The following is a 14463-nucleotide window of genomic DNA, read 5'->3' as shown; positions in this document are numbered from 1 at the left end:
CCCGTGAGCACCCCGAATGACACCCAGCGCACCCGTCTTGCAGAACTAGTCAAGGAACTGGCCGTGGTTCACGGCAAGGTGATCCTGGCTTCCGGCCGCGAGTCCGACTACTACGTGGACATGCGCCGCGCCACCCTCCACCACGAGGCGGCTGTCCTGATCGGTCACGTCATGATCGACCTGCTGGAGGAGGCCGGCCTGACCACGGATGACTACGACGCCGTGGGCGGCCTGACCATGGGGGCGGACCCGGTGGCGGCCGCGATGCTGCACGCAGCGGCCTCGCGCGGCTTGGCGTTGGACGCGTTCGTGGTGCGCAAGGCGGCCAAGGACCACGGCATGAAGCGCCGCATCGAGGGCCCGGAGGTGGCCGGTAAGCGCGTGGTGGTGCTGGAGGACACCTCCACCACGGGTGGCTCCCCGCTGGAGGCGGTGGCGGCGCTGCGTGAGGCGGGCGCCGAGGTCGTGGCGGTGGCCGTGGTGGTGGACCGTGCTACTGGTGCCGCCGAGCGCATCACCGCGCAGGCCGGTGTGCCCTACTACGCCGCGCTCTCGCTGGCGGACCTGGACCTGGCCTAGATGCCTGACCTGCCTGCCGCCCCGCAGCCGGATTCCGCTGGCGCCGGGGTGGCCGACGTTGCCGCGCCGCCTTCGGTGGACAGCGTCGGTGTGAGCGCCGACTGGTCCGCCCGGTCGGATGAGGTCTACGCCGAGCCGCTGCTGGCCCCCGAGGTGGGGGTGGGGCCTTGGCCCGGCGGGCCGGAGTGTTGGCCGCAGGGCGAGCACTACGACCCGGAGCTGTTGGCGAACGGGGATCGGCGCAACGTGCTGGACCACTACCGCTACTGGAGTCGCGAGGCGATCGTGGCGGACCTGGACACGCGCCGCCACGGCTTCCACGTGGCAATCGAGAACCTGGAGCACGACGCGAACATCGGCTCGATCGTGCGCACCGCCAACGCTTTCCTGGCCGGGCGGGTGCACGTGGTGGGCAGGCGTCGCTGGAACAGGCGCGGCGCGATGGTCACCGACCGCTACCAGCACGTGGACCACCACCCGGACGCGCTGGAGTTCGCGCGGTGGGCGGCTTCGCAGGGGTTGCCGCTGATCGCGATGGACATTTGCGAGGGCAGCGAGCCGCTGGAGTTGGCGCAGCTGCCGGAGCGCTGCGTGTTGGTGTTCGGGCAGGAGTCGCGCGGGATCTCCGCGCAGCTGCTGGCCCAGTGCGAGCGCGTTTTGCACATCAGCCAGTTCGGCTCCACCCGTTCCATCAACGTGGGGGCGGCTGCGGCGGTGGCGATGCACGCCTGGATCAGGCAGCACGCCCGCATAGGCTAGCCCCCCGGAGGCAGGCAAGTGAATCGGGGCGGTTTCGCCCCGTTTTTCGGCAAGACGAGCCCCGGTTTTCCGGCCCGAAGCGCACTGTTTGCGAATGGCGTATCTAAGTCCCATGCCGACGGTGGTGGGGAAGTGGCAGAATTAACCCGTTAGCTCAGCCACTTACACAGGAGGCCCACGTGCCCATCGCAACCCCTGAGGTCTACAACGCAATGCTCGACAAGGCGAAGAACGAGCGCTTCGCCTTCCCGGCTATCAACGTCACCTCTTCCCAGACGCTGACCGCCGCTATCCGTGGTTTCGCTGAGGCGGAGTCCGACGGCATCCTGCAGGTCTCCGTTGGTGGCGCCGAGTACTGGTCCGGCTCCACCATCAAGGACCGCGTCCGTGGCTCCCTGGCCATGGCCGCCTACGCTCGCGAGATTGCCGACTCTTACGGCATCACCGTTGCCCTGCACACCGACCACTGCGCCAAGCAGAACCTGGACTCCTGGATCAAGCCGCTGCTGGCGATCGAGGCCCAGATGGTCGCCGAGGGCAAGCTGGCCCCGTTCCAGTCCCACATGTGGGACGGCTCCTCCGTGCCGCTGGAGGAGAACCTCGAGATCGCCAAGGAGATGCTGGAGCTGGCCCGCAAGGCCAACACCATCCTCGAGGTCGAGATCGGCGTCGTGGGCGGCGAGGAGGACGGCCACGAGGCCGCCATCAACGAGAAGCTGTACACCACCGCTGAGGACGCCCTGGCCACCGTCGAGGCCCTGGGCCTGGGCGAGAACGGTCGCTACCTGACCGCCCTGACCTTCGGCAACGTGCACGGCGTTTACAAGCCGGGTGCCGTCAAGCTGCGCCCGGAGCTCCTGGGCGAGATCCAGGCCGAGGTCGGTGCCAAGGTCGGCAAGGACCGTCCGTTCGACCTGGTCATGCACGGCGGCTCCGGCTCCACCGAGGAGGAGATCGCCACCGCCGTGGCTAACGGTGTCATCAAGATGAACGTTGACACGGACACCCAGTACGCCTTCACCCGTCCGGTCGTTGACTGGATGCTGAAGAACTACGACGGCGTTCTCAAGATCGACGGCGAGGTCGGCAACAAGAAGACCTACGACCCGCGCGCTTGGGGCAAGGCCGCCGAGACCGGCATGGCCGCCCGCGTGGTTGAGGCCTGCGAGCGCCTGGGCTCCGTCGGCAAGAAGCTCGGCTGAACCCACCGCTAGGCTGGGCGGGACCCCTCGGCAGAGGGGTCCCGCCCAGCTTTGTGGGACCTCACCCCGCCCGTTCTCCCCAGTTTTGTTCCAGGCCGCAGAGAGGAACCGCGCCATGACCCAGCCCATCTACTACGGCGGTGACTACAACCCCGAGCAGTGGGACGAAGCCACAGTTCGCCAGGACATCGAGCTGATGGTCCAGGCCGGGGTGAACCTGGTCAGCCTGGGCATCTTCAGCTGGGCGAAGCTGGAGCCACGGGAGGGCGACTACCAGCTGGACTGGCTGGGGGAGCTGCTGGACCAGCTCCACGCGGCGGGCATCAAGGTGGACCTGGCCACGGGCACGGCCTCCCCGCCGCCGTGGATGGCCCGCCTCTACCCGGAGACGCTGCCGGTGACGGCGGCCGGGGTGCGCCTGAAGGCGGGCTCGCGCCAGCAGTACAGCTCCTCCAGCTCGCTCTTTCGGGCCAAGGCCACGGCCCTGACCCGGCAGATGGCCACCCGCTTCGGCTCCCACCCGGCGGTGGTGATGTGGCACGTGTCCAACGAGTACGGCTGCCACATCAAGGAGTGCTTCAGCGAGGAGTCCCGCGAGGCGTTTCGGGCCTGGCTGTGGGGGCGTTACGGCAGCATCGAGGCGCTGAACCAGGCGTGGGGGACGGCGTTTTGGTCGCAGACCTACTACGACTTCGCCGAGGTGGAGCCGCCGGCGCCGCTGCCCACGTACGCCAACCCGGCCCAGAACCTGGACTGGCGTCGCTTTAGCGACCAGGCGCTCTACTCCTGCTTCGCGGCGGAGGCTGCCGTGCTGCGGGAGGTCACCCCGCACATCCCGGTGACCACGAACTTCCTGGGCATGTTCGACACGTGCGACTACTGGCAGTGGGCGCGCGGCATGGACGTGATCTCTAACGACTGCTATCCGGACCCGGCAGACCCGCGCGCGGCGGCCGACTTCGCACTGAACGCGGACTTGATGCGCTCCCTGGGCGGCGGCAGGCCGTTCTGGCTGATGGAGCAGACGGCCGGGCTGGTGCAGTGGCGGGCGCGTAACTCCCGCAAGCAGCCGGGCCAGTTGAAGCTGTGGAGCCTGCAGCAGGTGGCGCGCGGCGCGGACGCGATCCTGTTCTTTCAGTGGCGCCAGTCGGTCCAGGGCGCGGAGACCTTCCACTCGGCGATGCTGCCGCACTCCGGCACGCAGAGCCCCACCTGGCGCGAGGTGGTGGACCTGGGCCAGAGCCTCAAGCGTCTGGAGTCGGTGGTGGGCAGCCGGGTTCGGTCGCACGCCGGCATGCTGTTCGACTGGGACTCCTACTGGGCGCGGCAGAGCGCGATCGGCCCGGTGGAGCCCGCTACGTTCCAGGCGGTGCGCGGCTGGTACTCCACGCTCTTCAACGCCGGCATGGTGGTGGACTTCCTGCCGCCCGCAGACAAGCCTGCCGGGGTGGACGACGTCTTCCCCGCCGCCCCCACCGCGCACCCGGTGTGCGCACCGGCCGCCGCTGAGACCGGCCGCAGTGAGGGGGAGGCGGGCGGAACGTCGTCCCCTAACAGCGCCGCAGAGGTGGCGGCGCCGCCTCTGATCGTGGTGCCGGCCCAGTTCATGCTCTCGACGGCCACGGCGCAGCGGATCGCGGACTGGGCGCGAGGCGGCGCGCAGGTGATCGTGGGTGCCACCACCGGCATGCTGGACGGCGCGGGCGTGGCGCAGCAGGGCGGCTACCTCTCGCAGCTGCCGGAGGCCGGCGTGCGCGTGCTGGACTACTACCCGGCCACCGGCGAGGTGTGCGCCTGGCTGGACGAGCCGGTGCTGCCCACGGAGACGATCACGGCGCGGGTGAGCGCCCCGGCGGCCAACCGGGCTATGGCGCTGGACGTGGCCGAGGGGCCGCTGCGGCGCGCCGCCTCCCGGCTGCTGGGCGGGGACGGCAGCGTGCTGCAGGCGCGCAACTGGGCGGAGCTGCTGGCCGTGGACGAGGACACGCAGGTGCTGGCCACCTTCCGGGGCGGCGAGCTGAACGGACTGCCGGCCATCACCCGCCGCGAGGTGGGCAAGGGGGCCATCTGGTACGTGGGCACCGAGCTGGACGGGGCGGCGCGGGCCGTGGTGGTGGCCGTGGCGGCCGCCTACGCGCGGATCCCCAACCCGCTGGCCGGGCTGCCCGCCGGCGTGGAGGCAGTGCGGCGCGGCGAGGCGCTGTTCCTGCTCAACCACGCCGACACCACCGCGCAGATCGGCGGGCTCAACGGCGTGGAGCTGCTCACCGGCGAGCAGGTGGGCGGGCACGTGCTCATCCCGGGCCGGTCCGCGGCGGTGGTTGTTCCCAAGGTTGCGCAAGGGCACTAGACACGCACGCGAGTCCATGTGATTCGATAGAGGCACCGGAAGGAGCGCCCATGCTGACCGAACTGACATACGGAAACCTCATCTTCGCCGCCCCTCGCGTGGAGGAACTCTGCGAGTTCCTGGCGCAGGAGGGACTGCTTGCCGCCGTCGAGTGGGAGGCCAGCCGCGCGCCGGAGGCAGAGGACGACAGCAAGCGCGGCTACGTCTACCTGGTGTGCCTGGCGATCGCCGACGGTCACCTGGTGGCCGTGGGCGGGGACGAGCGCGAGCCCGTGCTGGTGCCGGGCCCGGCCCCCGCCGAGGTGCTGGCGCGCCTGACCGAGCGCTTCGAGGTGGACGCCCGCATCGGGCTGGAGGTGGCCGACACCCTGCCCGTGGACGTGGCGGTGCTGCCCGTGGGCGACGACGAGCGGCCGCGCTCGGTGCGCTGCCTCATCTACGTGCCGGTGCGGGGCTTCGTGGCACCCCTGGTGGCGCAGGGCGAGGGCGTGACCATGGCGGCTCGCGAGAACGAGTCGGGCACCTTCCTGGTGTGCGAGACCCCCGACTGGGACGGCCCGGACCTGCTGCAGTGGCCCGAGGCGGTGATGATCCGCCGCGAGGTGCTGCCGGTCGACGCCGCCCCGGGCGAGAACGCGGACGCCCACCTGCTGGCCGTGTTCGGGCAGGACCACAGTGACTGGATCATCCACGACTGGTCGGTGCAGCGCCGCGTGGTGGCGGGCGCCCTGACCGGGCCCGCAGCCACCGGGATGGCCGAGTCCGTGCTGGCCGCGCCGCAGGGCTCCTTCCCGGCCCTGGCCCAGCACGTCTCCGGCGTGGACGCCGAGGCCCTGGAGCTGTCCACACTGAGCGGCGGTGACGAGGCCGTGCGCTACGCCCTGGCCGCCGTGGGCGCGCCGGCAGACCTGGCCGACTACGTGATGGGCAATGGGGAGCTGACCCGTCTGGACGACGTGGTGCTGCACGAGCCGCGCGGCGTGGCCAACGCGATCGGCCGCTCCATCCAGATGTGGGAGGACAGCGCGGCCACCGAGTCCCCCTGGTGGCGCGGCTACGAGCAGGTGGTGCAGGAGCGCCCCAAGCTCATCGGTGCGCTGGCGGCGGCGGAGAGCGCGATCGGTTGTGCGCTACTGTACGTGGCCAGCCGCAAGCGCTTCAGTGCCCCCAAGCGGGTGCTGGCGGGCCTGGTCGGTGCGGGCTTCCTGCTGGACGCCGCCTCGGAGCTGGCGCTGGCGGCCTGGCTGCGCAGGCGCGGCAAGTCAGACCAGGAGTAGGTTCCCTCCGCCCAGAGTCCGTTGGGAGCCGGGGCTAATTCCCGGGGCCTACTGGGGCTGGCCTTAGCAACATCGCGCGAGTGGCAGTCACCCGGTTTCCTCCCCGGGGCTACTGAGCCTCGAGGTGTACCAAACGGTGGGGGTAGTCGCTGAAGACCCCGTCGGCGCGCCAAGCAGCTAGCTGCTCGGCGCGCCGCACCGAGTTCACGGTCCAGACGTTGACAGCAAGTCCCGCGTCGTGAGCCCGCTGAATCAGCTCCCTAGTGACGTTGCCATTTGCCGGGTGCAGGGCAGTGGCTCCCAGCTGCCTGGCTTGCCGGAGCCAGCTGGTCACAGTGGCGGCGGTGAGCCACCGGACGCGGTCAACCAAGAGTGCCCGGGGTGCCTGCGGCATGAGGTGTGCTGCTAAGCGCAATAAGGCGGGGGAGAAGCTGGAGATGAGCGTGCCTGGCTGCCCTGCTCGCATCCAGCTGGCGGCCACCGCCTCAACCAGGGCGCGGTGTGCCCGCACACCGGAGGCCGGGTTCTTTAACTCCAGGTTCGCATAGAGCCGGTCCCGGCCCAGTAGCTCCCACCAGACGTCTAGCAACGGCAGGGGTTCCCCAGCGTAGCGGGCTGCTTTCCACGCCCCGGCATCTGCGCGGGAGAGATCGGTCGCCCGTAGATGCGAATAGGGGCCGCTGAGGTTGGTGGTTCGGTCCAGCGTCGAGTCGTGGATCACCACCGGAGTGCCACAGGCAAGCACGTCCACGTCGAACTCGATAGCGCTAACACCAAGGCGCTTACAGAGGCGGGCGGCGCTAAGAGTGTTCTCCGGGGCAAGGGCACTGACCCCACGGTGGGCAAAAATGCGCATTAGGGTTGCAAGTTGTCCCAGAGCTCGCTGTTAGCTGTGGCTACGCGACTGCGGGGGGAATCGGCTATCCAGGCGCCAGCGTCATGGACTTCCTCGTCGTCAAAGATCGCGTCCATCTCTTCAGTGTCTCCCAGCGAAAGGTAGGACTGCTCGTCGGGCCTGCTGGGCAGCACTTCGCTCACGTAACTGGCAACGGCCTGGGCAAGCGCCACGTCGTAGCCGGCGGCTTCGCTCAAGTACCAGCGGTGTTCAAGCACCTCGTGGAAGATCTCTGCGGGCTCCAGTTTGCGCTGCAGCTCCAACGGCACGCTGGTCACGGTGGGCTCGAAGACCTCAGCAAGCCACTTGTGGGCCACAATCTCGATGGGGGTGCCTCCCAGCCCGTTGATGGCGCGGAACTCCTCTAGATCGTTGAGCATGCGCTGACCTTGGCGTTCCTGTACGTCGAGGCCGGTGAGTCGCATGACCTGCCTGTGGTAGTGCCCTGCGTCCACCACCTTGGGTTGGAAGGAGAGGGAGGTGCCGCCGAGGTCGGTGGACATGGAGATCTCTCCGACGTCGAAGCCGAGCTCGTTCAGGCGTTTGATCCGGGCAGAGACGCGCCAACGCTCCCTGGCGTCGAACGTCTCCTCAGCGGTCAGTTCTCGCCACAGCGACTCGTAGCGTTCCACGATGCGGTTTCCCACCTCGATGGTGTCGATGTTGGGCTCCAGCAGCGCTCCGGCCTGCAGGTCCATCAGTTCACCGATGATGTTGGTGCGGGCCAGGTCCACGTCGTAAGCGCGTTGGCCGCGAGAGAGCTCTGGGTGAAGTTCGCCTGTCTCCGCGTCCACCAGGTAGGCGGCAAATGCACCTGCATCGCGACGGAACAGGGTGTTGGAGAGCGAGACGTCACCCCAGTAGAAACCCTGTAGGTGCAGGCGCACCAGTAGGACGGCTAGAGCGTCGATGAGGCGGGTGGCCGTTTCGGGCCGCATGTACTGACTGAACAGGGCCCGGTAAGGCAGGGAGAACTGAAGGTGCTCCGTGATGAGGGCGGAGTTGAGTTCTTCTCCGTTTTCGTCGCGCCGCCCGGTAATCACCGCGGTGGGCTGGACTGAGGGAACCTCTAGGCGGGAGAGGTCACGCAGAAGCCCGTATTCGCGGTGCGCCACCGTTTCGCCGATCTCCTTGACCGCCAACACGCGACCGTCCAGGTTGACGAAGCGGACCACGTGGCGAGACAGGCCTCGGGGGAGGGCAGCCAGGACGGACTCTGGCCAGTCCTGCAGCGGGAGTTCCCAGGGGAGGTCCAACAAAGCCGGGTCAACGCGCGCGGCGGTGATCTGCATAGAAGCGGGCATGGATTAAGTCTCTCAAACTGTGCGGGGGTTGGTCACTTTCCGCCTCCAGAGGGGCGGGCCCAGGTTGGCGCCAGGACAAGTAGGAATGGGCCCGGCGCGGTGGAGTTGGCGGTGGCGGCCGAGCTGCGGGGACGGGCCGGGACAAGCGCCCGACCCGCCTGGGACTTAGGTCACCCTGAGTGAGGGCGAACCTTGTATGTTACCTCCGAATCTTCGGTTCGCGCTGCACCGCGAGTAAAGCTCTAGTGAAGTTGATGCCAGTGGTTGCACCTGCAGCCGTTTGAATCAACAGAAAGGGAGCCAATATGGGCTTCATTGCATTTCTCCTCCTGGGGCTCATCGCCGGCGCGATTGCCAAGGCCCTGATGCCCGGAAAGCAGGAGGGGGGTTGGATTGCCACGCTGGTGCTGGGCGTCATCGGCGCCATGGTCGGCGGCTGGCTGGGCGGCATCCTGCTCGATGCAAAGCTGGGCAACTTCTGGGACCTGAAGTCCTGGGTCCTCGCGATCGGTGGCTCCCTGGTGGTCCTGGCCGTCTGGGGCGCGCTGACCGGTAAGAAGCGCTGACACACCCTCTCGGTGAGCTGAGTCCCGCCGCAGCGAAAGCTGCGGCGGGACTTCTCTTTCTGCCGTGGGCGGGATCGCCCAGGCGCGCGTGTGCGCAGCTAGGCGCCTGGGCGTCGGCAGGTCGGCGTTAGCGCCTGTGTGCAGGTAGGCGCGTGGGCGTCGGCAGGTCGGCGTCTGCGCCTGTGTGCAGGTAGGCGCGTGGGCGTCGGCAGGTGGGCGGGATTGCCCAGGCGCGCGTGTGCGCAGGTAGGCGCGTGGGCGCGTGCGCAAGCGGTTGAGGGCTTAGTGGCTCTTCACAGATGAGGGTGTTACTGGGGTGAGGGTGGTCGTCGCGCGTGGTAGCGACTCCGTTGCCTCCGTGGTGCCTGTGCCGTTGGGATCGCTGGTGGCTCGGCACTGGGGCTGTCTTGGGGGCGCCGTCCTGGTGGAGCGGTGGCAGCGTTAAGTGGGAGCGGGAACAGCGCCAGAACACCGGCCAGGTGGTGGACGGCATGCGCGAGCGCGACCGGCACACCCCTGCCTCGCAAATGCTGCAACGGGGTACATGCGACCGCTTGGTGCCATGGCACCGGTCGGTCGCATGTACCCCGACCGCACGCTTGTGCGCTCGGGGGCACCGCGCCACCACCCACCACCCACCACAGCCCCCACCTTCAGCTGTCAAGAGCCGGCTTAGTGCACCTCTCGTAGGGTTGGTGCACCTCTCGTGGGCTTAGTGAACCAGTCGTAGGCCTACCCGGTCGGGTAACCCCTCAATAGGTGCACCAAAACCTCAATCGGTGCACCAAGGGATCAATAGGTCGACTAACCCCTCAACCGTTTGCGCAACCACCGCCTACCAGACCCCGGGCCGGGCCGCAAATGCAGTCGAGACGCAACCGGCGAACCCGGGCGCGCGGCGCCGGGGCGCAGGGCGCGGCTCCTGGTGGATGTCTGCGTCAAAACCCGGGCGCGCGGCGCCGGGGCGCTGCGCGACGCAACGAGAAGCGAGGCGCGCGGGCACAAAACGGGGTGGGGCCCCGGCCAGTTGGCCGGGGCCCCACCCCCAATTTCCCGAAGCATCAGGGCAGGCGCAGGCCCGTGGAAGCGGAGAAGTTGTGCTGGTGGTCCGGGCGGATGCGGACGTGCACAACGCCACCCGGGGCCGGAGCGGTGCGCGGAGGAACGCGCACGATCAACTGGTTGGACTCGTGGCCGGAACCGAAGTTGCCGTCGTGCTCGCCCACCAGGGAGCCGTAGATGTAGGCGTCGGAGCCCAGCTCCTCGACCAGCTCGACCTTGATCGGGATGGAGCCCTCGTCGGTGGCGGAGACCAGCTCTAGGGACTCGGGACGGAAACCGATGGTGATCTTGCCGTTGTCCTCAGCGTTCATGGCGGCAACGGTCTCGCGGGAGACCGGCACGCGGGCGGAGCCCAGCACGGCCCAGCCGCCGTTGACGGTGAAGGTGCCCAGGTTCATGGCCGGGGAGCCGATGAAGCCTGCCACGAACTCGTTGGCGGGGGTGTCGTACATCTCGCGCGGGGTGCCAACCTGCTGCAGCAGGCCGTCCTTCAGCACGGCGATGCGGTCACCCATGGTGAGAGCCTCGGTCTGGTCGTGGGTCACGTAGACAGTGGTGACCTCCAGGCGGCGCTGCAGGGATGCGATCTGGGTGCGGGTCTGCACGCGCAGCTTGGCGTCCAGGTTGGACAGCGGCTCGTCCATGAGGAAGACCTGCGGCTTGCGCACGATCGCGCGGCCCATGGCGACGCGCTGACGCTGACCACCGGAGAGGGCCTTCGGCTTGCGGTCCAGGTACTGGGTCAGGTCCAGGATCTCCGCAGCTTCCTTCACGCGGCGGGTGATCTCTTCCTTCGGGGTGCCGGCGATCTTCAGGGCGAAGCCCATGTTGTCGTGCACAGACATGTGCGGGTAGAGCGCGTAGTTCTGGAACACCATGGCGATGTCACGGTCCTTGGGCTGGACGTCAGTGACGTCGCGGTCGCCAATGAAGATGCGACCGGCGTTGACGTCCTCCAGGCCCGCGAGCATGCGCAGAGAGGTGGACTTACCACAGCCGGACGGGCCGACCAGCACTAGGAACTCGCCGTCGGCGATCTCCAGGTCCAGGGCGTCAACGGCGGGGCGCTCGGCGCCGGGGTAGACGCGCGTGGCCTTGTCATAAGTTACGGTTGCCATTTTTCGGTTTCCCTTCACGGGCAGGTACGTGCCCGACGATCCGAGTGAAGGTGTCAAACGTGTCCACGTTGACACTCGTGGCGGTTGCCACTTGAAGCAGTCTGCCACATCAGCCTGCCTGGAAGGTAGAGATTGTGTGAAAAATTGCTGGAATCTTTTCCGGCAGTGTTTGCCACGGGGTGTGGACCCACTTAGCCTGGCTCCATGTCGGGGCAAAGGGTGCGTGTGGTTGGCGGCTACCAACTGGGCGCCTGCTTGGGGTCCGGAGGAAGTGGCACTGTATACCGGGCGCTCGCTCCCAGCGGCCAAGAGGTCGCGTTGAAACTGTTGCATCCCCACGTCGCCAGTGACCCCGTGGCCCGGGAGCGGCTCAAGCGGGAAGCCCATATAACCCAGTTGGATGCCCGTTCCATCGCGGGAGTCTTGGATTTTGAGATTGACGGGGACGAGCCGTTCATTGTTTCCCGGCTGGTGGAGGGGCCCACTCTGGCCGCTTTCGTTGACACACATGGCCCGTTGGGGCCAGTGGAGTTGGCCAACCTGGCGGAGGATCTTGCTGCCGGGCTGCACCTGGTGCACGCCGCCGGGGCAGTTCACCGCGATGTCTCGCCGCGCAACGTGATCATGTCAGCGTCAGGTCCCGTACTGATCGACTTTGGTATTGCGCAGTGGGTGGGTTCAGAGCGCGTCACCGGAGCCGGCCTGGTAATAGGAACAGCCGGCTATTTCCCGCCCGAGTATTGGCGTGGTAGCGCGCAAGAGATGACGCCAGCTTTCGACTGGTGGGGTTGGGCTGGCGTGCTGACGTTTGCCGCTACGGGGAGGCCGCCGTTTGGATCTGGTAACCCGGTGGCGATTTTGGAGCGGGCTGAGCGCGGGCAGGTTGACGTGGCCGGGCTGGGCCACGACCTAGCCGAGCTGCTGCGCGCTGCCCTCCATCCTGACCCGGCACGCAGGGGGCAGCCGACGCAGACGCTGCAGGGTCTTTCTGACCTGGCAGATGCCGCGTTTGCACCCACCGAGGTTGTTCCCGCTGGCAGCCCTGTGGAGACCGACTGGTTGGTGCACGGCCAGGCGGCGGCCAACACCGAGATTCTGGGGGAGTGGCTGCCTGCCCAGGGCGCCCTGCCAACAGCGCCGGTCCCCGAGTTTTCAGCGGACGCCGGCCAGACGGATTTGCTCTCAAGTGCTGCCAGGGGAGAGTTGGCGCAGGAAGCGATTCCCACGGCCGTGCTGGGCAGCTGGGTAGGTGAGCAATTGCACGACGTCGCTCCCGCCACCTCGCCGCCGAAGGCCTGTGATCTACCCACCCAAGTTTTAGGCGTGGGCCGGGGGGACGACGTCGGCCACTACTACCAATCCGAAAACCGGCCGCAGTTTGACCAGGCGGCGCGCGACGGACTGACCGCCGCCATGCCCGCTGCCCCCGGCAGGTACGCGAACGCCGCGCCCTTCCCTCAGCAGGCCCAAGTGGAGCAGCCAACCAACCTACCTAACGCGTCTGCCTACTGGAATGGGCAGCCCATCGCCCCGGTTCCCGGTGCCCTGGGCGCCCCGCCGCCAATTCCTACCCCACCGGGCTTCCCACTGGGCGTGCCCAGTAAATCGGCACTGTTCCAAGCGGCTATGCAGCCGCCGTCTCACGCCACGCCGGGGCAGTACGCGCCGCAGCCGGGGGAGCAACTCGCGCAGTCGGTGCCCCCCGTGCACTGGGCGTCTCCAGCTCAGGCTGGCCAGTGGCAGGGAACGCAACCGGCGGCCTGGCAGGGCCCGGTAGGCACCTCCACCGGCCCGGCCCTGGCTCCCGCGTGGGTGCGCACGGTCTTTGCCCTGGCTGTGGGCGCAGTGCTGGCAGTCATGAGCCTAGGAGCGTATGCCGGCTACGCCGCCATATGCGCGGCCACCCTGGCCCTACTCACCGCAGTGGTGGGAGAAAGCGTGGCCCGCCAGCAGCCCTGGTGGCGCGCCGCGCTGAACGTCCCGCTCTACCTGGTGCGCCAAGCAGTAATGCTGGCGCCGGTCGGAGCAGCTATATGGCTCGCCTGGCGTGGCGGGGCGTGGCTGAGCGCCTCCACGCACCTCTCCCACGTGCAGCTGACGGCACTGGGAGAAAGCGGCGCGAAAGCAGCCCTCGTCTTCCTGGTGTGGGTGGGGCTGTGGCACACGCCCCTGGCCCGCCACTCGCGGGTGGGCACCGCCGCCCTGCTGGCAGAGCTTCCCCGCCGGGCGGTGGTCACCCTCAGCTTCCTCCTGGTCCTCCTGGCCGCCTACGCCCTAACGCAGAGCGGTACCAGCGCATAGCCGGCGCGAAAGGCGACAACGACAACGGGGCGGCGCCGGGGCGGCGTCGGCCACCAGTACATTCCCAGCCAAAGCCGCTAGAGTGATCGCGTTTGACCGCGAAATCGTAAGGGAAGAAAACATGGCGAAAGAGTCTCGACCCACAAGCAACGAGCGCCGCGAAGCAGCCCGCAACCAGGCTGCGCAGCGCAGGGCAGAACAGCTCAAGCGAGACTCGCGCAACCGCATGCTCATGATCATCGCCATCGCCACCAGCCTGGTGGTCGCGGTCGGTGCCATCGTGTTCGCCGTCTACAAGAAGAACGCCAACGCGGGCAAGGTGGACCAGCCCGCGATCGTCACCGACAACGGCGGCGTGTCCTTCGCCGGGCCGGCCAAGAAGGCCGGCACCAGCAGCGACGGCAAGCCGGTCCTGGACGTCTACTTCGACTACTCCTGCGGCGCCTGCGCCCACTTCGAGCTGGCCCAGCGCGAGACCCTCGCCAAGCTGCTGGACGACGATGCCGTGAACGTGGTGCTCCACCCCGTTTCCATCCTGGGCTCCACCTTCACCGACGCCGCCGCCAACGCCTTCTACGAGGTGGTGGACAAGAACCCGGAGCTGGCCTACCAGTTCCACGAGAAGCTGTTCACCGTGTTCCTGGAGGCCAACCAGGCCCAGGACGCCAGCAAGCTGAGCTTCGAGGCGATCCAGAACACCGCCAAGGAGCTGGGCGTGCCCCAGTCCACCATCGACGCGTTCTCCAAGAACACCTACGCCCCGCTGGTGTCCGCCTCCACCACTGACTTCGTTACCCGCTCCAACAGCGGCGAGCTCAGCGAGGACAAGCGCGCCGCCACGCCCACCGTGGTCAAGGACGGCAAGCCCTCTGACTTCGCGCTGATCATGCAGCCCGGCGGGCTGGACCAGTGGGTGCGCACCAACACATACCCGACCCCGGCGGCCACGGAGACCACCAAGTAAGGCGGTAAGGCTCCCTCCACCGCCGGGCCCGCCCGATGGGTGCAGGTCCGCCAAAGCACTGGGCCCGCAGCGCGTGCGCTGCGGGC

11 protein-coding genes are annotated in these 14463 nt (G+C 68.2%); 8 read left to right on the top strand and 3 right to left on the bottom strand.

Translation table 11 applies throughout. The features are described from left to right. Nucleotides 1–3: 3 nt before the first annotated feature. The 5 genes from pyrE (at nt 4) to AC4PWQ_RS01890 (ending at nt 6167) form a co-directional block, all read left to right on the top strand. Nucleotides 4–579 carry an orotate phosphoribosyltransferase gene (pyrE, locus tag AC4PWQ_RS01910; RefSeq protein WP_371151479.1) on the top strand — a complete coding sequence of 192 codons (576 nt, stop codon included), beginning with the start codon at nt 4–6 and terminating at the stop codon, nt 577–579. After that, nucleotides 580–1338, top strand: coding sequence for a TrmH family RNA methyltransferase (locus AC4PWQ_RS01905; RefSeq protein ID WP_371164162.1), 759 nt, complete (start codon nt 580–582; stop codon nt 1336–1338). A gap of 179 nt (nt 1339–1517) precedes the next feature. Further along, the gene (gene fbaA, locus AC4PWQ_RS01900) at nt 1518–2540 is read left to right on the top strand and encodes a class II fructose-bisphosphate aldolase (RefSeq protein WP_371151481.1); all 1023 of its coding nucleotides are present in this window, start codon (nt 1518–1520) and stop codon (nt 2538–2540) included. A 115-nt stretch (nt 2541–2655) separates the two neighbouring features. Further along, a complete protein-coding gene (locus AC4PWQ_RS01895; protein WP_492089615.1) occupies nt 2656–4890 on the top strand; it encodes a beta-galactosidase in 2235 nt (744 codons plus the stop codon). Nucleotides 4891–4940: 50 nt separating this feature from the next. Beyond that, entirely contained in the window at nt 4941–6167 is a 1227-nt protein-coding gene (locus tag AC4PWQ_RS01890) for a hypothetical protein (RefSeq protein ID WP_371151483.1), read from the top strand. Nucleotides 6168–6276: 109 nt separating this feature from the next. Here the strand turns inward: AC4PWQ_RS01890 and AC4PWQ_RS01885 are convergent, their stop codons facing one another. Together AC4PWQ_RS01885 and AC4PWQ_RS01880 are read right to left on the bottom strand one after the other, a co-directional pair. Then, a complete protein-coding gene (locus tag AC4PWQ_RS01885; RefSeq protein WP_371174543.1) occupies nt 6277–7023 on the bottom strand; it encodes a glycerophosphodiester phosphodiesterase family protein in 747 nt (248 codons plus the stop codon). Further along, on the bottom strand, nt 7023–8366 hold the full coding sequence (locus AC4PWQ_RS01880) for a DUF4032 domain-containing protein (protein ID WP_492089614.1): 1344 nt from the start codon (nt 8364–8366) through the stop codon (nt 7023–7025). The genes AC4PWQ_RS01885 and AC4PWQ_RS01880 overlap by 1 nt, the downstream gene beginning before the upstream one ends. A gap of 305 nt (nt 8367–8671) precedes the next feature. On the opposite strand from AC4PWQ_RS01880, the gene AC4PWQ_RS01875 reads away from it, so the two are divergent. Next, nucleotides 8672–8932, top strand: a complete 261-nt coding sequence (locus AC4PWQ_RS01875; RefSeq protein WP_371151486.1) for a GlsB/YeaQ/YmgE family stress response membrane protein — start codon at nt 8672–8674, stop codon at nt 8930–8932. A 1061-nt stretch (nt 8933–9993) separates the two neighbouring features. Here AC4PWQ_RS01875 and AC4PWQ_RS01870 read toward each other — a convergent pair. Then, complete coding sequence (locus AC4PWQ_RS01870) at nt 9994–11112, bottom strand: ABC transporter ATP-binding protein (protein ID WP_371151487.1); 1119 nt, start codon at nt 11110–11112, stop codon at nt 9994–9996. Between the two features lie 204 nt (nt 11113–11316). Between AC4PWQ_RS01870 and AC4PWQ_RS01865 the strand changes: the two genes are divergently transcribed. Both AC4PWQ_RS01865 and AC4PWQ_RS01860 read left to right on the top strand, forming a co-directional pair. Next, nucleotides 11317–13413 carry a serine/threonine-protein kinase gene (locus AC4PWQ_RS01865; RefSeq protein WP_492089613.1) on the top strand — a complete coding sequence of 699 codons (2097 nt, stop codon included), beginning with the start codon at nt 11317–11319 and terminating at the stop codon, nt 13411–13413. A gap of 121 nt (nt 13414–13534) precedes the next feature. Further along, nucleotides 13535–14377 carry a DsbA family protein gene (locus tag AC4PWQ_RS01860; protein ID WP_371151489.1) on the top strand — a complete coding sequence of 281 codons (843 nt, stop codon included), beginning with the start codon at nt 13535–13537 and terminating at the stop codon, nt 14375–14377. Nucleotides 14378–14463 lie beyond the last annotated feature (86 nt).

Source organism: Buchananella sp. 103232 (genome assembly GCF_058725725.1).
The sequence above is the reverse complement of the archived record's forward strand: the minus strand, read 5'-3'. Positions and strand labels throughout refer to the sequence as shown.

What these genes read in the sequence shown, in the direction of transcription:
- AC4PWQ_RS01905 (WP_371164162.1), top strand. Translation starts at nt 580, where the DNA reads ATGCCTGACCTGCCTGCCGCCCCGCAGCCGGATTCCGCTGGCGCCGGG.
- AC4PWQ_RS01875 (WP_371151486.1), top strand. Translation starts at nt 8,672, where the DNA reads ATGGGCTTCATTGCATTTCTCCTCCTGGGGCTCATCGCCGGCGCGATT.
- AC4PWQ_RS01865 (WP_492089613.1), top strand. Translation starts at nt 11,317, where the DNA reads ATGTCGGGGCAAAGGGTGCGTGTGGTTGGCGGCTACCAACTGGGCGCC.
- AC4PWQ_RS01890 (WP_371151483.1), top strand. Translation starts at nt 4,941, where the DNA reads ATGCTGACCGAACTGACATACGGAAACCTCATCTTCGCCGCCCCTCGC.
- AC4PWQ_RS01860 (WP_371151489.1), top strand. Translation starts at nt 13,535, where the DNA reads ATGGCGAAAGAGTCTCGACCCACAAGCAACGAGCGCCGCGAAGCAGCC.
- AC4PWQ_RS01895 (WP_492089615.1), top strand. Translation starts at nt 2,656, where the DNA reads ATGACCCAGCCCATCTACTACGGCGGTGACTACAACCCCGAGCAGTGG.
- AC4PWQ_RS01885 (WP_371174543.1), bottom strand. Translation starts at nt 7,023, where the DNA reads ATGCGCATTTTTGCCCACCGTGGGGTCAGTGCCCTTGCCCCGGAGAAC.
- AC4PWQ_RS01880 (WP_492089614.1), bottom strand. Translation starts at nt 8,366, where the DNA reads ATGCCCGCTTCTATGCAGATCACCGCCGCGCGCGTTGACCCGGCTTTG.
- AC4PWQ_RS01870 (WP_371151487.1), bottom strand. Translation starts at nt 11,112, where the DNA reads ATGGCAACCGTAACTTATGACAAGGCCACGCGCGTCTACCCCGGCGCC.